22 protein-coding genes are annotated in these 22,502 nt (G+C 60.0%); 11 read left to right on the forward strand and 11 right to left on the reverse strand.

Translation table 11 applies throughout. The features are described 5' to 3' along the window. Positions 1-108 precede the first annotated feature (108 nt). The 5 genes from leuS to msub_RS09355 all read left to right on the forward strand — a co-directional run bounded on the left by leuS (position 109) and on the right by msub_RS09355 (position 5,481). Positions 109-2,691, forward strand: coding sequence for a leucine--tRNA ligase (gene leuS, locus msub_RS09335; RefSeq protein ID WP_048497044.1), 2,583 nt, complete (start codon positions 109-111; stop codon positions 2,689-2,691). Beyond that, positions 2,675-3,280 carry an LPS-assembly lipoprotein LptE gene (locus tag msub_RS09340; protein WP_156182742.1) on the forward strand — a complete coding sequence of 202 codons (606 nt, stop codon included), beginning with the start codon at positions 2,675-2,677 and terminating at the stop codon, positions 3,278-3,280. The genes leuS and msub_RS09340 overlap by 17 nt, the downstream gene beginning before the upstream one ends. Further along, the gene (holA, locus tag msub_RS09345; RefSeq protein WP_048495762.1) at positions 3,277-4,284 is read left to right on the forward strand and encodes a DNA polymerase III subunit delta; all 1,008 of its coding nucleotides are present in this window, start codon (positions 3,277-3,279) and stop codon (positions 4,282-4,284) included. The genes msub_RS09340 and holA overlap by 4 nt, the downstream gene beginning before the upstream one ends. A gap of 110 nt (positions 4,285-4,394) precedes the next feature. Then, entirely contained in the window at positions 4,395-4,658 is a 264-nt protein-coding gene (locus msub_RS09350; protein WP_048495763.1) for a hypothetical protein, read from the forward strand. Between the two features lie 187 nt (positions 4,659-4,845). After that, positions 4,846-5,481, forward strand: coding sequence for an endonuclease (locus msub_RS09355; RefSeq protein WP_048495764.1), 636 nt, complete (start codon positions 4,846-4,848; stop codon positions 5,479-5,481). A 79-nt stretch (positions 5,482-5,560) separates the two neighbouring features. Here msub_RS09355 and msub_RS09360 read toward each other — a convergent pair whose 3' ends face one another. From msub_RS09360 to bioB, 9 genes are all read right to left on the reverse strand, one after another. Continuing rightward, the gene (locus msub_RS09360; protein WP_048495765.1) at positions 5,561-7,351 is read right to left on the reverse strand and encodes an acyl-CoA dehydrogenase C-terminal domain-containing protein; all 1,791 of its coding nucleotides are present in this window, start codon (positions 7,349-7,351) and stop codon (positions 5,561-5,563) included. Between the two features lie 211 nt (positions 7,352-7,562). After that, positions 7,563-9,362 carry an acyl-CoA dehydrogenase C-terminal domain-containing protein gene (locus tag msub_RS09365; protein WP_048497045.1) on the reverse strand — a complete coding sequence of 600 codons (1,800 nt, stop codon included), beginning with the start codon at positions 9,360-9,362 and terminating at the stop codon, positions 7,563-7,565. A gap of 273 nt (positions 9,363-9,635) precedes the next feature. After that, complete coding sequence (locus msub_RS09370) at positions 9,636-10,256, reverse strand: putative metalloprotease CJM1_0395 family protein (RefSeq protein ID WP_227506682.1); 621 nt, start codon at positions 10,254-10,256, stop codon at positions 9,636-9,638. Between the two features lie 71 nt (positions 10,257-10,327). Further along, a complete protein-coding gene (locus tag msub_RS09375) occupies positions 10,328-10,585 on the reverse strand; it encodes a flagellar basal body rod C-terminal domain-containing protein (RefSeq protein WP_048495767.1) in 258 nt (85 codons plus the stop codon). Positions 10,586-10,636: 51 nt separating this feature from the next. After that, positions 10,637-11,329, reverse strand: coding sequence for a dethiobiotin synthase (gene bioD, locus msub_RS09380; RefSeq protein ID WP_048495768.1), 693 nt, complete (start codon positions 11,327-11,329; stop codon positions 10,637-10,639). Between the two features lie 12 nt (positions 11,330-11,341). Continuing rightward, positions 11,342-12,178, reverse strand: a complete 837-nt coding sequence (bioC, locus tag msub_RS09385) for a malonyl-ACP O-methyltransferase BioC (protein ID WP_227506683.1) — start codon at positions 12,176-12,178, stop codon at positions 11,342-11,344. Beyond that, positions 12,166-12,924: an alpha/beta hydrolase family protein gene (locus msub_RS09390; protein ID WP_048495769.1), complete on the reverse strand. Its 759-nt coding sequence runs from the start codon at positions 12,922-12,924 to the stop codon at positions 12,166-12,168. The genes bioC and msub_RS09390 overlap by 13 nt, the downstream gene beginning before the upstream one ends. Next, on the reverse strand, positions 12,921-14,096 hold the full coding sequence (gene bioF, locus msub_RS09395) for an 8-amino-7-oxononanoate synthase (RefSeq protein WP_048495770.1): 1,176 nt from the start codon (positions 14,094-14,096) through the stop codon (positions 12,921-12,923). The genes msub_RS09390 and bioF overlap by 4 nt, the downstream gene beginning before the upstream one ends. Before the next feature lie 160 nt (positions 14,097-14,256). Beyond that, positions 14,257-15,315: a biotin synthase BioB gene (gene bioB / locus msub_RS09400; RefSeq protein ID WP_048495771.1), complete on the reverse strand. Its 1,059-nt coding sequence runs from the start codon at positions 15,313-15,315 to the stop codon at positions 14,257-14,259. Between the two features lie 41 nt (positions 15,316-15,356). On the opposite strand from bioB, the gene msub_RS09405 reads away from it, so the two are divergent. Continuing rightward, the gene (locus tag msub_RS09405; RefSeq protein ID WP_227506684.1) at positions 15,357-16,100 is read left to right on the forward strand and encodes a ComF family protein; all 744 of its coding nucleotides are present in this window, start codon (positions 15,357-15,359) and stop codon (positions 16,098-16,100) included. A gap of 150 nt (positions 16,101-16,250) precedes the next feature. Here msub_RS09405 and msub_RS09410 read toward each other — a convergent pair whose 3' ends face one another. Continuing rightward, positions 16,251-17,462 (reverse strand): NAD(P)/FAD-dependent oxidoreductase, encoded by a 1,212-nt coding sequence (locus tag msub_RS09410; RefSeq protein WP_319803309.1) that lies wholly within the window; start codon positions 17,460-17,462, stop codon positions 16,251-16,253. A gap of 71 nt (positions 17,463-17,533) precedes the next feature. On the opposite strand from msub_RS09410, the gene msub_RS09415 reads away from it, so the two are divergent. The 5 genes from msub_RS09415 to cmoB are packed head-to-tail and all read left to right on the forward strand — an operon-like array spanning position 17,534 to position 21,127. Then, positions 17,534-17,932 carry a hypothetical protein gene (locus tag msub_RS09415; RefSeq protein WP_227506685.1) on the forward strand — a complete coding sequence of 133 codons (399 nt, stop codon included), beginning with the start codon at positions 17,534-17,536 and terminating at the stop codon, positions 17,930-17,932. A 10-nt stretch (positions 17,933-17,942) separates the two neighbouring features. Beyond that, complete coding sequence (locus tag msub_RS09420; protein WP_048495773.1) at positions 17,943-18,959, forward strand: serine/threonine protein kinase; 1,017 nt, start codon at positions 17,943-17,945, stop codon at positions 18,957-18,959. Between the two features lie 32 nt (positions 18,960-18,991). Beyond that, positions 18,992-19,360, forward strand: a complete 369-nt coding sequence (locus msub_RS09425) for a hypothetical protein (RefSeq protein ID WP_048495774.1) — start codon at positions 18,992-18,994, stop codon at positions 19,358-19,360. Then, positions 19,353-20,132 carry a carboxy-S-adenosyl-L-methionine synthase CmoA gene (gene cmoA / locus msub_RS09430; protein WP_048495775.1) on the forward strand — a complete coding sequence of 260 codons (780 nt, stop codon included), beginning with the start codon at positions 19,353-19,355 and terminating at the stop codon, positions 20,130-20,132. Before msub_RS09425 ends, cmoA begins: the two co-directional genes overlap by 8 nt. 2 nt (positions 20,133-20,134) lie before the next feature. Further along, positions 20,135-21,127, forward strand: a complete 993-nt coding sequence (cmoB, locus tag msub_RS09435) for a tRNA 5-methoxyuridine(34)/uridine 5-oxyacetic acid(34) synthase CmoB (RefSeq protein ID WP_048495776.1) — start codon at positions 20,135-20,137, stop codon at positions 21,125-21,127. 56 nt (positions 21,128-21,183) lie between these two features. Here cmoB and msub_RS09440 read toward each other — a convergent pair whose 3' ends face one another. Further along, complete coding sequence (locus msub_RS09440; RefSeq protein ID WP_048495777.1) at positions 21,184-22,479, reverse strand: adenylosuccinate synthase; 1,296 nt, start codon at positions 22,477-22,479, stop codon at positions 21,184-21,186. Positions 22,480-22,502 lie beyond the last annotated feature (23 nt).

Consider the following 22,502-nt stretch of genomic DNA (forward strand, 5'->3'; position numbering starts at 1 on the left):
CAGACTACCTGTAAAGCCGAGTGTGCGTTAGAATGTCCGGCCCGCTCCGGACATCGTTTTGACACAGGTTTTTATTTTCCACACAAGGTATTTTCGGTAATGGCAGGAATGGACGAGCAATACAATCCCCGTGACGTAGAGCAGAGTGCCCGTAATTTCTGGGAAGAGAATAAGACCTTCATGGTCCGGGAAGAGCCGGGCAAGCCCAAGTACTACTGCCTGTCCATGTTCCCCTACCCCAGTGGCAAGCTGCACATGGGGCACGTCCGCAACTACACCATCGGCGATGTCGTTTCCCGCTACCAGCGTATGCAGGGCAAGAACGTGATGCAGCCCATGGGCTGGGATGCGTTTGGTTTGCCCGCCGAGAATGCCGCCATTGCCAACAAGACGGCCCCAGCCAAGTGGACCTACGCCAATATCGACTACATGAAGAACCAGCTCAAGCAACTGGGTTTCGGGTACGACTGGGATCGCGAGCTGGCAACCTGCAAGCCGGATTATTACCGCTGGGAGCAATGGTTCTTCGCCCGCCTTTATGAAAAAGGCCTGGTGTACAAGAAAATGTCCACGGTGAACTGGGATCCGGTGGATCAGACGGTTCTGGCTAACGAGCAGGTTGTCGACGGTCGCGGTTGGCGCTCCGGAGCTCTGGTTGAGCAGAAGAAGATTCCCCAGTGGTTTATCCGCATTACCGACTATGCCGAGGAGCTGCTGAACGATCTGGATGAGCTGGAAGACTGGCCCGAGCAGGTCAAGACCATGCAGCGCAACTGGATCGGCAAGTCCGTGGGCACCGAACTGACCTTCCCGCTCAAGGACAGGGACAGCGGCCTCACGGTCTACACCACTCGCCCCGACACCCTGATGGGCGTGAGCTATATGGCGGTTGCAGCCGAGCACCCATTGGCTAGAGAGGCGGCCGAACGCCACCACGATGTCGCCGAATTTGTGGAGGAGTGCCGCAATAGCAAGACCGCCGAAGCGGAGCTGGCCACGATGGAAAAGCGCGGCATCGATACCGGCTTCAAGGCCATCCACCCGCTGACCCAGGAAGAGATTCCGGTCTGGATCGCCAACTTCGTTCTGACTGATTACGGCACCGGCGCCCTGATGGCCGTTCCGGGCCACGACGAGCGTGACCATGAGTTTGCCCTGAAGTACCGCCTGCCGATCAAGCAGGTTATTGCCGCAGGCGATGGTCGCGAGATTGATGTTCAGGAACAGGCGTTCACCGAGAAGGGCACGCTGGTGTCTTCCGGCAAATACAGCGGCCTGACCAGTGAAGAAGCCTTCGATGAAATTGCCAGTTACCTGGAAGCGCACAACATCGGCAAGCGCACGGTGAACTACCGCCTGCGGGACTGGGGCGTGTCGCGCCAGCGTTACTGGGGAGCCCCCATTCCGATGATGACCCTGGAAGATGGCACCGAAATGCCGGTTCCGGATGACCGCCTGCCGGTGCGCCTGCCAGAGGACGTGGAAATGGACGGCGTGCAGTCGCCGATCAAGGCCGACCCGGAATGGTGTAAAACCGAATACAATGGCCAGCCGGCCACCCTGGAAACCGACACCTTCGACACCTTCATGGAGTCATCCTGGTACTACGCCCGGTTCTGCAGCCCCAATTACGACAAGGGAATGCTGGATCCGGCCGCCGCCAATTACTGGCTGCCGGTGGATCAGTACATCGGTGGTATTGAGCACGCCATCCTGCACCTGCTTTACGCGCGCTTCTTCCACAAGCTGTTGCGGGATGTGGGCCTGGTCACCAGCTCCGAGCCCTTTAACCGTCTGCTTTGCCAGGGCATGGTTCTGGCCGAGACCTATTATCGCGAAGATAGCAAAGGCGGCAAGGTGTGGATCTCACCCGCGGATGTTACCGTCGAGCGCGATGAGAAGGGCCAGCCCGTTCGGGCCTTGCACAAGGACGGTGAGCCGGTGATCTCGGGCGGCGTCACCAAGATGTCCAAATCGAAGAACAACGGCATCGACCCCCAGGCCATTATTGATCAGCATGGCGCCGATACCGTGCGCCTGTTCATGATGTTTGCCGCTCCCCCGGAGCAGTCACTGGAATGGTCTGACAGCGGCGTAGAGGGCGCCCATCGTTTCCTCAAGCGGCTCTGGCGCCTGGTGAACGAGCATGCTGCCTCTGGCTCGGCCCCGGCGGTGGACCCCGGCTGCCTGAACGATGACCAGAAGAACCTGCGCCGCAAGACCCATGAAACCATTGCCAAGGTCAGTGACGACATTAGCCGCCGGCTGACCTTCAACACCGCCATTGCCGCGGTAATGGAACTGCTCAACGATGTCGGCAAGCTCCAGGGTGATGGGCCCCAGACCCGGGCGGTCCGCCAGGAGGCCCTGGACACCGCGGTTCTGGTGCTCTCCCCCATCGTGCCGCACATCTGCCACACTCTCTGGCAGGCTCTGGGGCATGAGGAGCCGGTGGTTGATGCGCCCTGGCCAAAAGCCGATGAATCCGCGATGGTGCGCAGCCAGATCCAGGTTGTCCTGCAGGTCAACGGCAAGGTCCGGGCCAAGGAAGATGTGCCGGTCGACATCAGCAAGGCCGACCTGGAGAAGCTGGCTCTGGAGAATGAAAACGTGATGCGTTTCACCGAGGGCGTCACCGTACGCAAGGTCATCGTGGTTCCCGGCAAACTGGTCAATGTGGTTGCCAACTGATATGCGCCGGCTCTCTGCTCTGACACCGGTGATCCGCCTCTCGGCTGCCGCCTCCCTGATGGCGCTGCTGGCGGGCTGCGGGTTTCAGCTGCGCGGCGCGCCCCCGGTTTCCGCGGCCCTCCAACCTCTTGCAGTGGATTGCTCGTCGCCGGTTCCCGAAACGCTTTGCCTTTCCATCAGGGAACAGCTCAAACTCGGGGACATAAAACTCGCTCCCGTCGAGCAGGCTGACTACATTCTGCGCCTGGCGGACTTTGAGCAGGACCGGCGCGCGAGTGCCATCACCTCCCGGGCGGTCGCGGCGGAGTATACACTTCGGCACTCCATAGCCATTGAAGTGGTCAGCTCCGACCGCATTCCCATCGTCGCCACCACCCGCCTGAACACGACTGAAAGCTACCGGTACGATGAGACCAACGTACTGGCCAAGCAGCGCGAGGAAGAGGCACTGCGCCGGCAACTGAACGACCGCCTGGCACAACAGGTGCTCTTTCGCCTGGCGCCTCTGAGTGCCGCACGGATTGACGCCATACGGGCAGAATTTCAACGCATGCAGGATGCCGACGCCCCAGCAACAGGCAAGCCATGAAGACCAATCCAGGACAGCTGCCACAGCTACTGAAGAAGAGTCTCGCACCGGTTTACCTGATTTCAGGGGATGAACCGCTGCTTGTCCAGGAGTGTTGCGATCAGGTCCGAAAGGCTGCCAAAGATGCCGGCTTCCACGATCGCCTGACATTTCATACCGATCATCAGTTGGACTGGAGCGCGGTCGGGGACGAATTCAGCGCCATGTCCCTGTTCGCTGAAAAACGACGTATCGAGATTCACCTGCCAACCGGCAAGCTCGGGGACGGCCGCACCGTGCTCGAGCGTGTGCTTGAGGAACCACCTGAAGACATCGTACTTTTGCTGATCAGCGCCCGCCTGGATGCATCCGAAACCCGCCGCAAATGGTACAAAGAGCTCCAGGGCAAAGGTGTGCATGTACCTGTGTGGCCGATTGATGCCGACAAATTCCAGAGCTGGCTTCAACAGAGGGCCAGCAATCGCGGCCTCAGCCTGACCCGAGGCGCCCTGGCGATCATGAGCGAACGCCTTGAAGGCAACCTGCTCGCCGCCAGCCAGGAACTGGACCGGCTGTCGCTGCTGGCGCGTGGCAATACTATTGATGAAGAAACCGTTGAACAGGCGGTACAGGACAGTTCCCGATTTACCGGCTTCGAACTGGTCACCGAGCTGGTCTCCGGCCGGGCGCCTCACGCCTGCAAGATGATCAGTGTGCTGCAGCAGGAGGGCGAAAATCCGCTTGGCTTACTGGCGGTCCTGACCCGCGACCTGAACCTGCTACTCGAGCTGAAATCGTCGGCAGGCCGGGCTGAAACTCCGGCCGCATTCCTGAAGAAACGCGGAGTGTTCCAGCCCCAGAGGGCGCGGGCCATGGAGCAGGCCGCCCGCCGGCTGAACCGCACTCAGCTGCACGAAGCCATTGCACTGTGCAGCCAGATCGACCGAGCGACCAAGGGCTTCGACCCGCTCTCGCCCTGGCACTACCTCAGAGACATGTCCGCCCTTCTGGCCGCCCGCGCCTGATCCAGGTCAAACCCTGACCTCCTTGTCAGCGTCTGGCCTGACGGCCCCTTGACAGTTTTTGACCTTCGGGCGCATTGTAAGCGCACCATCAATCCAAGGAGGTGCCTGAGATGAGTCTTCAAGAAGAGTTCAAGAAACTGTCAGAAAAAGTAAAACAATATCGGGACGAAGCGCGCGTTCAGCTTCACCTGGCTCGCGAAGACGTCAAGGACGAGTGGGACGATCTTGAGCAGGACTGGGATCGCTTCCGTAACAAGATCGACCAAATGATGCACGATGCGGAGGACGCCTCCCAGGAAGCCCGTCAGACCACCAAGAAGCTGGGTGAAGATCTGAAAACCGGATATGAAAACATCCGCAACAAACTGAAGTGAAAGTGTTAACACGTTAACACTACGCGACAAATCTCAACACCAGAGGCTCAGCCAACCGGAGCCTCTGTGCCATACTTCACAGTATCAGTGACCAAAGCGTCATAGTTTTGACTCGCCTGATCAAACCCTGACCAGCGGGGCCTGAATTGCCAGGACGCTAGACCACACTGCGAGGTATAAATGGCATATGAAAAGACTCTTACAGATCCTCACAGCTCTCCTCTTCCTGATGACGACGACCATCGTGATCGGCCAGAACCTGCGCTTCAGTGATCCGGAAACCGTCATTTCCGACCACTTCTGGGGCGATCTCTATGCCAACGGCGGGAATTCATTCTTTTGCGACACCCCGTTTACCAGCAAAGGCTTCCTGCTGACCGACGGATACATCTACCCGCTGGCCGACGTGCGCAGCGCGCTCGAGTGCGGCACGTCGCGGGAGTGCGAGCAAGACAACCGCTACCGGCAGATTGCGTCCGACATGCACAATATGGTGCCGGTACGCAGTCGAACGAAAATGCATCGGCGCAATGTCCGGTACGAGGAGCTTGGGTCTTCCGTCGCCGAAGATGAATGCGGCATCCGCGAGAGCGCCCAATTCTTCGAGCCTCCAGCCCGGGTTAAAGGAGATGTTGCCCGGACGATGGCCTACATGGTGGACACCTACCAATTGCCCTGGCTGGGCGCTGCTTCCGTGTTCAAGAGCTGGAACCGCCTGGACCCGCCCGATGACGGCGAACGCACCCGCCATCGCCGAGTTGCCGAAATCCAGGGAAATGAAAACCTTTACGTAACCAATCCGGATCGTATGGAAATGCTCTGAACCATGAAGGCCGGGATGAAAAAGGGGTCAGATGAAAAGTTCATCTGACCCCCTCTTAACACTCAATTCAGCCCTGGAATCAGAATTCCTCAGCGGTCAGCGCCATCATTGATTCACTGCCGCTACGGATCCCCTCAGCCAGGGAAACGGTTTTCGGCAGCAGCCGGTCAAAGTAGAACCGCGCGGTCTTCAGTTTTCCGCTATAGAAGCCTGAGGTATCACCTGCAGCCTTCGGCGCGGCGGCCTTCACAATCTTTGCCCACATGTAGCCCACGGCCGTCAGTCCGAACAGATCGAGGTAATCGACTGATGCGGCGCCCACGGCGTTCGGGTTATCGCCGGCCTGCTTGATCACATGCTCGGTCACATCATCAAGACGCTCAACGGCTGCAGCGAGAGGCTCAAGGAACGGTCGCAGATGCTCATCACCGCTATTCTCCTCCAGGAAGGTCGCGACATCCTGGGCAAACAACTCGTAAAGCTTGCCCTGGCTGCCAACCACTTTCCGCCCCATAAGATCAAGGGCCTGGATACCGTTGGTCCCCTCGTAGATCTGGGTAATCCGGCAGTCGCGAACCAGTTGTTCCTGCCCCCACTCGCGAATGAAGCCGTGGCCACCGAATACCTGCTGGCCCATGATGCAGGCTTCCAGGCCGCGATCGGTCAGGAAGGCCTTGGCGACCGGTGTCAGCAAGGCCACCATGCCTTCGGCGTGCTTGCGACGATCGTCGTCCTCGGCATACTTGGAGATGTCGAGCCACTGGGCCACGTAGGTTGAGAAAGCCCGGCCGCCTTCGACATAACCTTTCATGGTCAGCAGCATGCGGCGTACATCCGGATGCACCAGAATCGGATCAGCCGCCTTCTCGGGCTGCTGGGCACCCGTGGGTGCGCGGCTCTGGGTGCGGTCGAGGGCATATTCCCGGGCACTTTGCAGTGACGCCTCAGCAGCACCGATACCTTGAATGCCAACACCAAGACGCTCATAGTTCATCATGGTGAACATGGCCGCGAGGCCCTTGTTCTCCTCGCCCACCAGCCAGCCTTTGGCGCCGTCGAAATTCATCACGCAGGTCGCAGAGCCCTTGATGCCCATTTTTTTCTCGATGGAACCACAGCTGAAGCTGTTACGCTCGCCCAGGGAGCCATCGTCATTGACCATGAACTTGGGCACCAGGAACAGGGAAATACCCTTGGGGCCTTTCGGAGCATCCGGCAGCTTGGCCAGCACAAGGTGGATGATGTTCTCCGCCATGTCGTGCTCACCCCAGGTGATGAAAATCTTGGTACCGGTAACGTTGAAAGAGCCGTCGTCATTGGGTTCGGCCTTGGTGCGGATAATACCCAGGTCGGTGCCGGCATGGGGTTCGGTCAGATCCATGGCACCGGACCAGACGCCGGAGTACATGTTGGGAAGGTACTTTTCTTTCAACTCCTGGCTGCCGTGGGCGTCCAGGGCGAGGCAGGCACCGGCAGTCAGCATGGGCGCCAGGCCAAAGGCCATATTGGCTCCCTGCATCATCTCTTCAAACTGGGCCACCAGAGTCTTGGGCATACCCATGCCGCCGAACTCCGGGTTACCGCCCAGACCGTTCCAGCCACCTTCAACGATTGTCTGGTAGGCTTCCTTGAAACCTTCGGGGGCAGTCACTTCGCCATTGTTCCACTGGGTGCCCTGCTCGTCACCCTCACGGTTCAGCGGCGCGAGGACGCCACTGGTAATCTTCCCGGCCTCTTCCAGGATGGCATCGGCCGTATCCGGATCGACGTTTTCGGCCACTTTCGGCAAGGACGCCCAGAGGGCGGGCGCATCAAAAACCTCATTCAGAACGAAACGCATGTCACGTAAGGGTGCCTGATAATCAGCCATCTAAAACTCTCCAAAAATTCTGTCAGTCTGGTCAGGTTGCCGTCGGGCCGCTATTCCGGCCAGTCACACCTGTTCGGGCTATGTGTCCGCTGAAGATTATTTTTTATGGGCGCCTATTCTACCCTAAAAGCGGACCGCAACTCATGAAAAAAGCCCGCCTCCGGGGAGCGCGGGCTTTCTGCCATTGGAACCGTCCTTCGGTGCCCGCGCCTTAGATGGCGAAGGCTTCCTCCGGCATGTCCATCAGGCTGTCGGCGCCGGCCAGCATGCTTTCTGCATGACCCCTGGCCCGGGGCAGCATGCGCTTGAAGTAGAAGCGCGCAGTCTGAACCTTGGCGTTGTAGAACATCTCTTCGGACGTTCCTTCAACCATCTTGTCCAGAGCGACCTTGGCCATCCGAGCCCACAGGTACGCAAAGACCGCGTAACCGGAGTACATCAGGTAGTCCACAGAGGCCGCACCTACTTCTTCGCGGTTCTTCATGGCGGACATGCCGATCTTGGTGGTCAGCTCGCCCCACTCCTTGTTCATGGCGGCCAGCGGCTCGAGGAATTCCTTCAACTGTTCGTTGTCGGCGTTTTCCTTGCAGAACACATGAACCTGCTTGGTAAAGCCTCTCAAAGACTCGCCCTGGGTCATCAGAACCTTGCGGCCCAGCAGATCCAGCGCCTGGATGCCGGTGGTGCCTTCGTAGATCATGCCGATACGGGCGTCACGAACGTTCTGCTCCATACCCCACTCGGAGATAAAGCCGTGGCCACCGAATACCTGCATGCCCAGATTGGCTGCCTCGTACCCGATCTCGGTCAGGAACGCCTTGGCGATCGGCGTCAGGAAGCCCAGCGCTTCGTCTGCAGCGCGACGCTCTTCTTCGGTCTTGCCGCTGTGAACGATATCAGCCTGCTGCGCCGTCAGGTAAATCAGGGCGCGAGCGCCTTCCGCTACCGCTTTCTGGGTCAGCAGCATGCGACGAACATCCGGGTGAACGATGATCGGATCGGCAATGCCTTCCGGGTTCTTCGGACCGCTCAGTGAACGCATGGCCAGACGCTCCTTGGCGTAGGCCAGTGAACCCTGGAAGCCCAGCTCGGCAGCACCCAGACCCTGGATAGCGGTGCCGATACGAGCCGTGTTCATGAAGGTGAACATGCAGTTCAGGCCCTTGTTCTCGGGCCCGATCAGCCAGCCCTTGGCGCCGTCAAAGTTCATTACGCAGGTGGCGTTGCCGTGGATACCCATCTTGTGCTCGATGGAACCGCAGGACACCGCGTTGCGCTCACCGGAGGAGCCGTCTTCGTTCGGCAGGTTCTTGGGCACGATGAACAAGGAGATACCCTTGGTGCCTTCCGGTGCGCCCGGCAGACGGGCCAGAACGATGTGGACAATGTTCTCTGCCATGTCGTGCTCACCGGCAGAGATAAAGATCTTGGTACCAGTGATGGCGTAGGTGCCGTCGGCATTCGGCTCTGCCTTGGTGCGCAGGGTGCCCAGATCGGAGCCACAGTGCGGCTCGGTCAGACACATGGTGCCAGTCCACTCACCGCTGATCAGCTTGGTGAGGTAGGTCTGCTTCTGCTCTTCGGTGCCATGCTCTTCGATGGTGTTGGTGGCACCGTGGCTCAGGCCCGGGTACATGCCAAAGGACCAGTTGGCGGTACCGACCATTTCGCTCATGACCAGACCAAGGGAGTGCGGCAGGCCCTGACCGCCGTAGTTGGGATCGGCGGTCATGGACGGCCAGCCACCCTCAACATACTGCTGGTAGGCTTCCTTGAAGCCAGTCGGCGTCTTGACACTGTCTTCGCTCCAGGTACAGCCTTCCTTGTCACCCACCTGGTTCAGCGGAGACAGAACCTGCTCACAGAACTTTGCACCTTCCCCGATAATGGCATCCACCATATCCGGCGTGGCGTCGTCGGCACCTTCCAGGTTGGCGTAGTGCTGCTCGCTGTCCAGCAGCTCGGTCATTACAAACTTGATGTCACGCAGGGGCGCTTTGTAGTCAGGCATGGAATCCACCTCGGTTTTCGGTCTCAGCTGAAACAGGTTTGACAGCTTCTGGCCTTGGGTTTGCTCAGACACCGCAACGCTCTGCGCTGCAGCCTTAATTAAACACTTGTTTGAAACATACGTTTAGAGGCACAGAATTGTCAATAGCCGGATGCAAAAATTGTGTTGCGAAGTGTCACAGGATCACGCGCCATAACAGTGCGCCGGGCAATACTGCCAGTGGGCGCCGGGCAGGAAAATCACGCCGGGAAAGGAAGTTGGAGAAGCGCCAGTTCAGGCGGACACGGGTTCGAACGAAGAGGCGACGGGCCGATCTTTCTCACCCTCTTTTTCAGCCATGGCGGAAACCTCACGATAAGTCTCGCGGGCAGCCTTTGACGGCCCGCCTTCCATCGTCAGTTCTGACTGGGCCTGGAGCATCAACTGCATGGCCTGGGCGGCAACCGCCTGGTCCTGGCCCGACGGCTCCGCTGGCGCCATGGCCGCGGCCCGTACCGTCTGCATTTTCTGGATGGTGGCCTGGGGATTCCCCTGTACTGGAGAGATATCAATGGGAACTTCGCCGCCAACCGCATATTGCGCGCCGTCCGCCCCTCGCTGGTAGGTGAGCGACATGGCACCCGCGTACTGGCCACCCACCGCCTGATGCGCCGCCTCATGGGCCCGGACTTCACGGTCCCGGGCTTTGAGTTCGGTCAGTTCCTTGATCTCGTCGCCACTCAGGCCCCGTGAGTTATCCGTGGTTTTTCCGGTGCGGTCAGATTCCCGGTTTTTCCGTGCAGCATCGACTGGCGACGTGGCATCGGTTGCCTTTTTGCCTCCGGCGGGCGCTTCCTGCTGAGCTGACGCACCGGCCTGTTGGCCGCGTGCAGAACCGGAAACAGGAGAAGACACCCCGGACGAGACCTGGGAGGCAAACGGAAATACCGGAGGGAGGGAAGAAAGCACAGTTACGGCCTTGCCGGTCAGGCCATGATATCCAGAAGCGTTCCCAGGGTTTCATCGGCGGTTTTCACCACCTGTGCTGAGGCCTCTACACTACGCTCGTAAATCTTGAGGTCGATCATGGGCTCAATCAGGCTTCCCGCACCCTCTGCGGTGCCCTGAGGACCATCTGCTCCGCCACGGGCAATCTTGCGGGCCGCATTTTCCATGCCGGCCATGCCCTCCTGAACGCCCTGGAGACCAATCGATAAGGGATTTGAGAGTGTATTACTGATCATAACAGCTCTGCCCGATGACCATTATTTGACTCAATTAAGCCACATTCCTGGTCATTTTTCAAACAGCGAATCGATATTAAGGTAGCTTGCCAGCATTTCGGGACGTGAATGCTCAAGCCACGGCAGTATTCCCAGACAGGGCGACGCCATGTGATTGACCAGGTAATTGAGCGTGTCCTGCTCACAACTCATGGGGTCGGATTCAGTCCGGTTGGCCACCCAGCCCGCCAGCACCAGCCCGTCATTCCGGATGGCTTCCGCCGTGAGTAACGCGTGATTGATGCACCCCAGCCTAAGCGAAACCACCAGAATCACCGGCATGGCCAACTGGCGTGGAAACTCCGCATAGGTTTCCCGATCATTGAGCGGCACCCGCCAGCCGCCGGCACCCTCCACCAGCAGGAGATCCGCGGGACGAATCTGCAGCCCCCGACAAAATCCCACCAGGCGGTCTACGGTGATATGCCGGCCAGCCTGTTCGGCCGCCACATGAGGTGCTATGGCAGGTTCCAGCGCTACCGGGTTGATCAGCTCATAGGCCAGCGATTCGGAAATGGCATTTTGCAGGATCAACGCATCCTCGTTTCGCAGTCCCTCAGGCGTCCGGTCACAGCCAGACGCAATCGGCTTCATCGCGAGCGTCCGTTTGCCCATGGCCCGGGCGGCATACAGAATCGCCGCCGATACCATGGTTTTGCCCACACCGGTGTCGGTACCGGTTATAAAATAGGATTTCTTCGCCATGCTTCCGTCCTGTCAACGCTTCGTCCAGTAGATCCAGGCCGCCTCGTAACTGGCCATAATCGTTCCATCCGGCTGTTCCGGATAATGCCGGCACATCTCTCTCATTCTTCCCGGTGCGGTCACCGCCTTGCGCCGTTCCGCACCCCGAAAACCCGCACCAAGATGCCGGAGCTCCGCCGCCAGCATCATGGGCGCTGTGTAAGGTAGACGGATGGTTCGGGTTTCAATGGTCGCTTCTTTCAGTTCGCCATGAACTTTCGCCGTCAGGGCCGTTTCGGTTTCGAAACGGTTTACATGTTCATGCCCCGGATCAGCCGCCCGCCAGGCCCGCTTGAGCTCTATCAGAGTGCCGTCGAGAAGACTGGACACCATGAGCCGGCCACCCGGACGCAGAACCCGCCGGCATTCCCGGAGTACCGCCCGGGGATCCGCGCACCACTGGATCATCAGGTTACTGAAAATCAGGTCGCAACTTGCGTCCGGTAAAGGCAGGTATTCGGCGTCAGCAACAGCCCAGCCAATGCCCTGGACGCCTTTTCCCCGGGCCTCCTGCACCATGCCAGGAGACAGATCAACACCAGTCACTGCCGCCACCTGCACCATTCCGGCGAGCTTACGGGTAAACCAGCCGGTGCCGCACCCGAGGTCTACAACCTCCGATCCCGCCACCAGATCGCCCGGGGCCTGAAGCTTGTGCAACATGGCATTGCCCATGAATCGCTGTAATCTCGAGGCGCTCTCGTATGTGCTTCGGGCATTGCCAAAGCCCCGGGCAATGTCAGCCTTGAGCGCACTGGATGCGCCTTGCTGGCTGTCCCGGCCACCTCTCACCAGACTCATTGCGCCCATGTCGGCAACTCCAGATTCACCGCCAGAAACGATTGGATCAGGCCCCAGCATGCGGCGGCCGAACACCCGCCTGGCCAATGCGCCATGCCATCAACCACCGACAGACAACTGGCTGCAGGGAGCTCAAGATCATCACCCCAGCACCTGACGACAAGGTCTTTGTCTCCCAGGATATGCAGAGCCGGCAGGTCAAGTGAACGCCAGAGTGCGCGCTGGTCACCGGCGTCCAGCCAGGCAAGGCTGTTGCACAGGTGCTCGTGGGAGACCAGAGTGCCTTTTTCCAGCCAGAACTTGAGATTCTGCCGCTCCTGCTTCTCGTCCGCTACGCCATTGATCATCAACAGCAGAAAATGCAGCCAGTATCGCTGGGGATTCTCGGCAGTACCACGGGCAAACGCCTTGAACTCCGACGCCGCCATACCACAGGGCCAGGTCTGGTCAGCGACAAATTTCGGAAAACCACCAAGCGTAATAACGCAGGCCACGGAACCGGTCTCCCGCGAGGCAGCCTCCACCACAACCTGGCTGCCAAGGGACCAACCCATCCAGACCGACGGCTCCGGATACAGCGACAGCAGCTCATCAGCCACGTCACACACGGTATGGCAGCGAGACAGCAAGTCGTCATCGAGCGATACCGGCACCACCTCGCCGGGCCAGAAGCCATAAAGCGCCGACAGCATCTCTGCCCGAACACCCCAGCCTCCAATCATCAGCAAACGCGGACAGGCCCCGGCGGAACTCATATCGCCAAATCCGGTCTCTGAAGCAGGTGGCGGCACTCCGACAGTGCATTCAGAAGGCAATCGAGATCCTCCCGGGAATGGCCCGCACTGAAGGTAACCCGCAACCGCGCCTCGCCCACGGGAACGGTCGGCGGCCGTATCGCCGAAACCAGCAATCCCCGGTCCTCCAGGGCCTGGCTCAACGCCAGGGCTGTGGGGTTATCACCAACCATGATCGGCTGGATGGGCGTGCGGGAGTCCATCAACTCATAACCCAGCGCAGAGGCCTCACGCCGGAATCGGGACACCAGTCCCAGAACCTGCTCCCGACGGGCATCATCGCGTTCGATCAGATCAATACTCGCACAGGTCGCCGAGGCAAGCGCCGGCGGCATGGCCGTTGTGTAGATATAGGTGCGCGCCTTCTGAACCAGATAATCCATCAACAATGCCGGGCCGGCAACAAAGGCACCGCTGGTACCCACCGCCTTGCCCAGAGTGCCAATCAGTACCGGCACGTCCGCTTCCGACAGCCCCGACTCAGCGACACTCCCCCGCCCCTGCGGCCCGAGAACGCCAATGCCATGAGCATCGTCAACCACCAGCAAGGCATCGTGGGCCCGACAGACCCGCGCCAGGTCAGCCAGCGGCGCCACATCACCATCCATACTGAACACCCCGTCCGTCACCACCAGCTTATGGCCGGTCGTTTCTGCCAGCATCGATTCCAGCGCCGCCACATCCCCATGGCCATAGCGCCGAATCCGGGCCCGGCTGAGAATACAGCCATCTATGATGGAAGCGTGGTTCAGCCGATCCGAGAAAACCGTATCGCCCCGGCCGGCCAAAGCAGAAATAACCCCCATATTGGCCATGTAACCGGTGGAGAAAAACAGCGCCGAACTACGCCCGGTAAAGTCTGCCAGGCGCTGTTCCAACCGGTGGTGGGCGTCGTGATGCCCACAGATCAGATGCGAGGATGCCCCCCCGAGGCCTGTCTCCGGAAGTGCGTTACGCAGTGCGTCCATGTTGGCTGGGTGATTGGCAAGACCCAGGTAATCGTTGCTGCAAAAAGACAGCAAGGGTTTGCCGCCGGCCACCAGGGACGGTTGCTGGGGGCCGGTCACCTGCCGACGGATCCGGTAAAGCCCAGCTTGTTTACGGTCTTCGAGTTCAAGGGCAAAGTCCCGCACGATAGCACCTGAAGGTTAACTCAACAGCCCGGGCAACGAGCGGGTAAGGCTCCCCGGGATTGTTGAGGGCCATGGACGGCCCGAAACAAGCGCACATGGATGTGCTCGTAGCGTATCCCGGGGAGCCTTACCCGCTCGTTGCTTCCCCAAGGTCAAAGGCTCAGGCAGATTCGCGAGTAGCGTCATAGAACATGTGGCGAGTCGCCTCATACTCCACGGCTTCGGCAATCGCCTCCTCTTCCTGCTCCTCAGAGGCACATTGCTCCCGTTGCTCCGGCCGGATCCCCAGGCGCTTGAACAGCAGCATATCGGCATCGGCTTCCGGATTGGCGGTAGTCAGCAACTTCTCGCCGTAGAAAATCGAATTAGCACCGGCCATAAAGCACAGTGCCTGCATCTGCTCGTTCATGTTCTCCCGACCTGCGGAGAGACGAACGTGGGATGCCGGCATCATGATCCGCGCTACCGCGATGATACGAACAAACTCGAACGGATCCAGATCCTCCACATTCTCCATGGGCGTGCCCTTCACCTTCACCAGCATATTCACCGGCACACTTTCCGGGTGGTGGGGCAGATTCGCCAACTGGACCAACAGGCCAACCCGGTCGTCCTCATCCTCGCCCATGCCCATGATACCGCCGCAACAGACTTTCATGCCGGCCTTGCGGACATTGTCCAGGGTATCCAGACGATCCTGGTAGGTACGGGTGGTAATGATGTGGCTGTAGTACTTCTCGGAGGTGTCCAGGTTGTGGTTGTAGTAATCCAGACCGGCTTCGGCCAACTCCACCGCCTGTTCTTCCTTCAGCATGCCCAGGGTCATGCAGGTCTCCAGGCCGAGGGACTTCACCTGCTTTACCATATCCAGAACGTAGGGCATATCTTTCTTCGAAGGGCTGCGCCAGGCTGCGCCCATGCAAAAGCGGGAGGCGCCCTTCTGCTTCGCCGCCTGGGCTTCGGCCACCACCTTCTCGATTTCCAGCAGCTTCTCTTTCTCAAGGCCAGTGTTGTAATGGCCGCTCTGGGGGCAATACTTGCAGTCTTCCGGGCAGGCCCCTGTCTTGATCGACAGCAGGGTGCTCACCTGCACCTCGTTGGGATCAAAGTGCTGCCGATGCACGGTCTGGGCACGGAACAGAAGATCATTGAAGGGAAGCTCGAACAGTTCGCGGGCTTCCTGCAGTGTCCAGTCGTGGCGGAGTTCTGTAGCGGTCATGTAAAAGTCCTGTTAACCTTTCCCGGTCTCTGGGTTTACGGATGAATCAGATGATAAAGGGACTGAACTGGCTGTCAACCTTCATGGAACTAAAGGTTAACAGCGTCAGGCAGGGCGGACTCTGTGTTGCCTGCCTTTGCCCCAATGCTTTCAACGGGTTATGCCAGCCATGCCGGGCCGACCTGCCAGTTAACCGCTGGCACTGCCGCTGCTGCGCCCTGCCCCTGGCTTTCCCTTCTGCAGAGCTGCTGTGCGGCGACTGCCTGAAGTTCCCGCCACCGTTTTCGCTCTCCTGCATTCCGTGGCGCTACCAGTATCCCCTGGACGGCATGATCGGCCGCTACAAATACAACGGGCAGCGCAAGTTTGCCCGGCCACTGCTGGCAGACTTTGCAGGTCTTCTTGAACAGCGCCTGAACAGCGAAGCGTTACCAAAACCGGATGTGCTGGTGCCCGCCCCGATGGATTCAAAACGCCGGCGCAGGCGCGGCTTCAATCAGGCCCGGGATATGGCCGAATATCTCGCGCGGGACCTGGGGATTCCGGTGGCTGCCGGGCTGGTGCGCCGCGTCCGCCGGGTACGGGCGCAGCGGGAACTGAACCGGGAGGCCAGGCTGGCCAATCTTCGCGGGGTATTCGAGGTTACGTCTGCGGCTCCCGAGCGGGTGGCCATTGTGGACGATGTGGTGACGACGGGGGCGACGGTTCGGGTTCTGGCTTCGGCATTGCGGGAGGCGGGGGCCAGGGATATTCAGGTTTGGGCTTTGGCTCGGACGCCTGGCTAGTTTTTGCGGCTCCGTGCAAACGCCGGGCGGGAGGCCCTTGCCGGGATACGCTACGAGCACATCCATGTGCGCTTGAGTGAAGCCGTCCCTGGCTTCACACAATCCCGGCAAGCGCCTCCCGCCCGGCGCCCGAACCCCACGATAGGCCGGTCAGATCAGTTTCTTTTGAACCAAATCAGCGATTGCCAGGCACGAAGTCAGTCCCGGTGATTCAATTCCAAACAGGTTAACCAGGCCCGGCACCCCATGATCTTCCGGACCATCAATTCGGAAATCGGCAAAGCCACTATCCGGCCCCGCCAACTTTGGGCGAATGCCGGCGTAGGCCGGCTGGAGCCTTGAGGGGTCGAGTTCAGGCCACCACTGGCGGATACCCGTAGCGAAGGTTCCGAGACGGTCGGGGTTAACGGTGTAGTCTTCCCGCTCTATCCATTCAACGTCGGGACCGAAGCGGGCCTGGCCGGCCAGGTCGAGGGTGAGATGAACACCCAGTCCGCCGGGCTCGGGGACGGGGTAGATCAATGTGTTAAAGGGATGGCGGCCGCTGTAACTGAAGTAGATGCCACGGGCGAACCATTGCTGCGGTTTATGATGCTCGGGCAGGCCTGCCCAGGCTTTTGCCAGCGGAACGGCGCCGAGGCCGGCGGCGTTGATAACGCTGGCAGCTTTCAGTGTCAGCGGGTTGTCACCCCCGACCCGGAGCAGGTGGTGGTCGTTGGCGGATTCTGCCGCAACGACGGGTGACCGGAGAACAAGCTGGCCACCGGCATCTTCCAACTCTCCGAGCAGCGAGAGCATGAGGCCGTGGCTGTCGATGATGCCGGTTTCGGGTGACCAGAGGCCGGAGCAGGCAGTAATTTGCGGGACATGGCGCTTGATGGCGCCCCGGTCGTGCCGGGCAAGTTCAACACCATTGCGGGCCGCCGCAAGCTGGATATCCTCGAGTTTCCGGGCCTGGGATTCGCTGGCGGCGACAATCCATTTACCGCATTTCCGGTGCTCGACCTTGCGGCTCTGGCAGTAGTCATAAAGCCGCTGGCGGCCTTCGACGCACAGCTTTGCTTTCAGTGAATGCTCCGGGTAGTAGATTCCGGCATGGATCACTTCACTGTTGCGCGACGAAATGCCTTCTCCGAACCGCTCTCCCCGTTCCAGAACGATGACATCACGCCCGTTTTTTGCCAGTGCACTGGCGATCGTCAGGCCGACGACGCCCGCGCCAATGACCACGGTTTCTGTTTCAAGGATGTCTCCGGACACTTTTCCCGCTCCACATACCGGTCGAATACCGGAGCATACCCCATCTCCGGGCGCCAGTGGAAACCGTCGCCCAGGCCCTGAAACCATTACTCCGGGGCTCATACAGGTTATACTTGACCGCGGAAATGCGTGGATGGAGCCCAACGATGATGTCCGACAGGAAGCAGTTTGTAATGGTGATGGTAGTTGCCGCCGTATTTGTGGGCTGGCTCGGCTGGCGTGGCTTTGAAGTAATCAGCCTGAATGAGCGGCTGAAAACGGATGACATGGTTGCCAGCTACCCCTACAAGCACCGGGTGCTGAGGGTGGAAGGAGATACTGCCATCATGAGCTCCCTCAGGTCGCACACGACGCCAACCCATACCGCCCTGAGCGCCGTGTTCCCTAGCATGCGCAATCTTGGCGACAGTGACCGGGACTGGCAAAGGGCGGAGCGGGAACTCGCCCAGGTACAGGCTCGCGCCGGCGATGTGGTTCTTGGTGCTTCCGGCATTTCCCGAATCCGCTGGGAACTGGACGAAAACTGGTATCATCTGCAGTTCATGAAATCCAAATACGACACCAGGCTCTGAAACGCCCCTTATGACTCAAGACCCCGCACTTGCCGCATCCAGCCATCCGTATGACGCACTGACGCCCGATATGATCCTGGACGCGATGGAAGACGCCGGGTTTGCTGTGAGTGGTCGGCTTTTTGCGCTCAACAGTTACGAAAACCGGGTCTACCAGGTGGGGCTGGACGAAAGCCCGCCGGTGATCACCAAGTTCTACCGGCCCGGCCGGTGGACCGAGACGGAGATCCGGGAGGAACACGACTTTACCCTGGAGCTTTTGCAGGCCGACATTCCGGTTGTGGCGCCGATGCAACTTGACTCGGGGGACACCCTCGGCCGCCATGGCGACTTCCTGTTCGCGGTGTTCCAGCAACGTGGCGGTCAGGCTCCGGATACCAGCGTGACAGATACGCTCTACCGGCTGGGCCAGTGGCTGGGCCAGATTCACAACATTGGCGCACTGAGACCGTTTACCCACCGGCCGGGCATAGCGTTGCTGGACGGTATCGAAACGAGTAACCGGTTGCTGGTGGAGGGCGGCTGGATCCCCACGGATCTTCGGCCCGCCTGGGACAGCCTGATTCCGGATCTTCAAACGCTATGCGCCGCTCGTATCGATGAGGCAGGCCCGGTTGACACCCTGCGCCTGCATGGCGACTGCCACGCCGGCAACATTCTTTGCCGGGAGGAGCAGATGCTGTTCGTGGATCTGGACGATTGCCGCTCCGGGCCGGCCATTCAGGATATGTGGTTGCTGCTTAATGGCGACGACCTCGAACGCGGGTCCCAGCTCGGCGAATTGCTGGAGGGCTACGAGATGTTCCGTGATTTCAACCGCCGAGAACGCCACCTGATTGAGCCATTACGCTGCTACCGACAGATCGCCCACTGCGCCTGGCTGGCCAAACGCTGGGATGACCCGGCCTTTCCGCGATTTTTTCCCTGGTTCGGCCAGCCCCGATTCTGGTCCGACCAGATTCTCTCGCTGCGGGAGCAGCTCTCCACCCTGCAGTCGCCGGCAATCACGGTTCCGGGGCAGTACTAGCCGCACACAAACACGCTTGAAATGAGGTAGGCATGAGCCAGAACGAGGCCCGTTACACCGTCCGTAGCCTGATCATGACCGCAGTGGTTGCCGTTATCGGCACCGTGCTGGTCCTGGAAGTCAGCGGCAAGATTGACCATCCGGTAAACAAGGACCACGTCCCGGTTGGCGATTTCAACGCCATCCATATCACCGAGGGTGAGACCTTCCGGATGTCACCCAAGGCCTCGGAACTGCACGCGGTGTGCGAGAACGGCTACCTGGCCATTGCGGCGGATGTGGACCCGGCTTTCCGGGGCATCCTGGTAGACTACAAAAATCGCGGGGTGCGGTGCCGGCGCCCCTCACCGACCGGGCCGTCGGTTCCGCGGCAACCAGAACGGCTGGACAGCAATGAGTAAGGCCCGACGCCCTTCCGAAATGCCAGAGCAATTGCCAGACCGGCTGTTCGCCACCGAGCGCCGCCCAGAGGATTTCCGCTTTGATGCGTCGGTGGCCCGGGTCTTCCCTGATATGATCCGGCGTTCCGTACCCGGTTACACCACCATCATTCCGATGATCGAGGTGATTACCGAGCAATACGCGCAACCCGGCTCCTACTGCTACGACCTGGGGTGCTCACTCGGCGCCTCGACCCTGGCAATGCGCCACGGAATTCCCTACGAGGACTGCACCCTGGTGGGGGTGGACAACTCCGAGGCAATGATCGAGCGCTGCGAGCACTACATTGCCCTGGACGACAACCACCTGCCCGTTACCCTGCGGTGCGAGGACATTCTGGCCACCGAACTGAGCAACGCCTCGGTCACGACACTCAACTTCACCCTGCAGTTTGTCGACCCCCAGCAACGCGCCAGCCTGCTTGCCCGGATTGCCGACGCAACCCGGCCCGGGGGAGTACTGATCCTGTCGGAGAAAATCCGGTTTGAATCCGACAGTGAACAGGCGATACAGACGCGCCTGCACCACGAATTCAAACGCGCCAATGGCTATTCGGATCTGGAGATCAGTCAGAAGCGCACGGCCATTGAGCAGGTACTGATTCCCGAAACGCTCGCCGCCCACAGGGCACGGCTGCTGGCGGCAGGCTTCGATGAGGTTCTGGTCTGGTACCAGTGCTTTAACTTTGTTTCCATGCTCGCCATCAAGGCCAACACATCCGACACCGACTGACCATGGCAGATTTTGACTGGAAAACCCGGTTCGGGCCGCTTCTCGATCAGCTTGCACAGGACGGCCTGATTGACTGGGCAGAAACGCTCAGGCAGCAACTGACCCGCCGCTTTGACGACAACCCTCACGGTGATCTCGATCGCTGGCAGGCCGCCCTCACCCGCCTGCCCCAGATGACCGATGCGCAGGCACACCTGGATCGATCCGCGGTCACACTGTCATCTCTACACCCCCTGGCGCCGGAACAGCAGGAACAACTGCTGCAGGGATTGCGCGGGCTCATGCCCTGGCGCAAGGGGCCTTTCGATTTTTTCGGCACCCGGATCGATACCGAATGGCGCTCCGACTGGAAATGGGACAGGGTAGCCCCCCACCTGTCCGACCTTGCCGGCCGCCGGATCCTGGATGTCGGGTGCGGTTCCGGCTATCACTGCTGGCGCATGCTCGGTGAAGGTGCGGGCCGGGTTATCGGAATCGACCCCGGCCTGCTGTTTCTGTTCCAGTTCCTAAGCGTCAAGGACTACCTCGGCGATGTTCCCGTGGACCTGCTGCCCGTGCGCATGGAGGATCTGCCGGAAGGTCTGGAGACCTTCGACACCACCTTTTCCATGGGCGTGCTCTACCATCGCCGGGCACCGCTGGACCACCTGCTTGAACTCAAGGGAACGCTTCGCAGAGGTGGCGAACTGGTCCTGGAAACACTGGTGGTAGAAGGGCCTGAGGGCTACAGCCTGATGCCGGAGGATCGATACGGGCAGATGCGAAATGTCTGGTTCCTGCCCACCTGCGACACCCTGCTGCGTTGGCTGGACCGCTCCGGGTACCGCAATGCCAGAGTAGTGGATGTGACCGCCACCAGCACCGACGAACAGCGAAGCACCGACTGGATGCGTTTCAATTCCCTGCAGGACTTCCTGGACCCTAACGACCCGTCGAAAACCGTCGAAGGCTACCCGGGGCCCTTGCGGGCAACACTGATCGCCGAAAAACCCTGAACACAAAAAAAAACCGCCGTGCCGGCTGGCAGGGCGGTCTTCCTTCCGCTGCGCAGTTATTCGCCAAACGGATGACGAAGCGTAATGGTCTCAATACGGTCCGGGCCGGTGGAGATGATGTCGATCGGCGCCTCGATCTGCTCCTCCAGGAAGCGGATGTAGGCCCTGGCATTCTCCGGCAACTGATCGATGCCGGTGAGGCCCACGGTGCTCTCGCTCCAGCCCGGCAACTCGGCATACACCGGTTCAATATCCTGGTAGCTGTCGCAGCCGATGGGCGGGCGGAAGATTTCGCCGTTCGGGGTCTTGTAACCGACGCAGACCTTTACGGTTTCCAGGCCGTCCAGAACATCCAGTTTGGTCAGGCAGATGCCGGAAACGCTGTTGATCTGGATGGCATGGCGCAGGGCAACGGCATCAAACCAGCCACAACGGCGGGAGCGCCCGGTGGTGGTGCCCACTTCATTGCCCTTGACCGCCAGATGCTGGCCCATGTCGTCAAACAGTTCAGTCGGGAACGGGCCCGAACCAACACGGGTGGTGTAGGCCTTGGTGATACCCAGCACGTAATCCAGGAACAGGGGGCCGAAACCAGAACCGGTGGCGGTGCCGCCCGCTGTGGTGTTGGAGGAGGTTACATACGGATAGGTGCCAAGGTCGATATCCAGAAGCGAGCCCTGGGCACCTTCAAACAGAATGTTTTCACCCCGCTTGCGGAAGTCATGGAGCATGTCGGTAACATCGGCGGCCATCGGCAGAATTTCTTCCCCCATCTGCCGGAGCTCGTCCAGGGCGGCATCAATGTCCTCGGCCTCTTCCTTGAAGTACTCGGTCAGGATGAAGTTGTGGTACGACATGATCTCGCGCAGTTTTACTTCGAATCCGGCCAGGTTGCACAGGTCACCCAGGCGCAGACCACGGCGGGAAACCTTGTCCTCATAGGCCGGGCCAATGCCACGGCCGGTGGTACCGATCTTGTCGACACCACGGGCCCTTTCCCGGGCCTGGTCAATGCGAACATGGGTGCGCAGAATCAGGGGGCAGGCAAGGCTGATGCGCAAGCGGTCACGAACCGCAACGCCATTGGCTTCAAGCTCACGCACCTCCTTGAGCAGCGCCTCCGGAGACAGCACGACGCCGTTTCCGATGAGGCAGTAAACATGCTGGCGGAGGATACCGGAAGGGATCAGATGAAGCGCTGTTCGCTTGCCATCAATCACCAGGGTGTGCCCGGCGTTGTGCCCGCCCTGAAAGCGAACCACAGCCGTGACCTTGTCAGTCAGCAGGTCAACAATCTTACCCTTGCCTTCATCACCCCACTGGGTGCCCAGCACAACAACGTTTTTACCCATGATTCTCTCTCAATGCGGCCGCC

Origin of the sequence: Marinobacter subterrani (assembly GCF_001045555.1) — a bacterium.
Taxonomy (GTDB): Bacteria; Pseudomonadota; Gammaproteobacteria; order Pseudomonadales; family Oleiphilaceae; genus Marinobacter; species Marinobacter subterrani.

What these genes read in the sequence shown, in the direction of transcription:
- bioB (WP_048495771.1), bottom strand. Translation starts at nt 15,315, where the DNA reads ATGACCGCTACAGAACTCCGCCACGACTGGACACTGCAGGAAGCCCGC.
- msub_RS09340 (WP_156182742.1), top strand. Translation starts at nt 2,675, where the DNA reads ATGTGGTTGCCAACTGATATGCGCCGGCTCTCTGCTCTGACACCGGTG.
- leuS (WP_048497044.1), top strand. Translation starts at nt 109, where the DNA reads ATGGACGAGCAATACAATCCCCGTGACGTAGAGCAGAGTGCCCGTAAT.
- msub_RS09420 (WP_048495773.1), top strand. Translation starts at nt 17,943, where the DNA reads ATGACTCAAGACCCCGCACTTGCCGCATCCAGCCATCCGTATGACGCA.
- msub_RS09350 (WP_048495763.1), top strand. Translation starts at nt 4,395, where the DNA reads ATGAGTCTTCAAGAAGAGTTCAAGAAACTGTCAGAAAAAGTAAAACAA.
- msub_RS09425 (WP_048495774.1), top strand. Translation starts at nt 18,992, where the DNA reads ATGAGCCAGAACGAGGCCCGTTACACCGTCCGTAGCCTGATCATGACC.
- msub_RS09375 (WP_048495767.1), bottom strand. Translation starts at nt 10,585, where the DNA reads ATGATCAGTAATACACTCTCAAATCCCTTATCGATTGGTCTCCAGGGC.
- holA (WP_048495762.1), top strand. Translation starts at nt 3,277, where the DNA reads ATGAAGACCAATCCAGGACAGCTGCCACAGCTACTGAAGAAGAGTCTC.
- msub_RS09410 (WP_319803309.1), bottom strand. Translation starts at nt 17,462, where the DNA reads ATGAGCCCCGGAGTAATGGTTTCAGGGCCTGGGCGACGGTTTCCACTG.
- msub_RS09440 (WP_048495777.1), bottom strand. Translation starts at nt 22,479, where the DNA reads ATGGGTAAAAACGTTGTTGTGCTGGGCACCCAGTGGGGTGATGAAGGC.
- msub_RS09360 (WP_048495765.1), bottom strand. Translation starts at nt 7,351, where the DNA reads ATGGCTGATTATCAGGCACCCTTACGTGACATGCGTTTCGTTCTGAAT.
- cmoA (WP_048495775.1), top strand. Translation starts at nt 19,353, where the DNA reads ATGAGTAAGGCCCGACGCCCTTCCGAAATGCCAGAGCAATTGCCAGAC.
- msub_RS09365 (WP_048497045.1), bottom strand. Translation starts at nt 9,362, where the DNA reads ATGCCTGACTACAAAGCGCCCCTGCGTGACATCAAGTTTGTAATGACC.
- bioC (WP_227506683.1), bottom strand. Translation starts at nt 12,178, where the DNA reads ATGGGCGCAATGAGTCTGGTGAGAGGTGGCCGGGACAGCCAGCAAGGC.
- msub_RS09355 (WP_048495764.1), top strand. Translation starts at nt 4,846, where the DNA reads ATGAAAAGACTCTTACAGATCCTCACAGCTCTCCTCTTCCTGATGACG.
- cmoB (WP_048495776.1), top strand. Translation starts at nt 20,135, where the DNA reads ATGGCAGATTTTGACTGGAAAACCCGGTTCGGGCCGCTTCTCGATCAG.
- bioD (WP_048495768.1), bottom strand. Translation starts at nt 11,329, where the DNA reads ATGGCGAAGAAATCCTATTTTATAACCGGTACCGACACCGGTGTGGGC.
- msub_RS09415 (WP_227506685.1), top strand. Translation starts at nt 17,534, where the DNA reads ATGGTGATGGTAGTTGCCGCCGTATTTGTGGGCTGGCTCGGCTGGCGT.
- msub_RS09390 (WP_048495769.1), bottom strand. Translation starts at nt 12,924, where the DNA reads ATGAGTTCCGCCGGGGCCTGTCCGCGTTTGCTGATGATTGGAGGCTGG.
- msub_RS09405 (WP_227506684.1), top strand. Translation starts at nt 15,357, where the DNA reads ATGAATCAGATGATAAAGGGACTGAACTGGCTGTCAACCTTCATGGAA.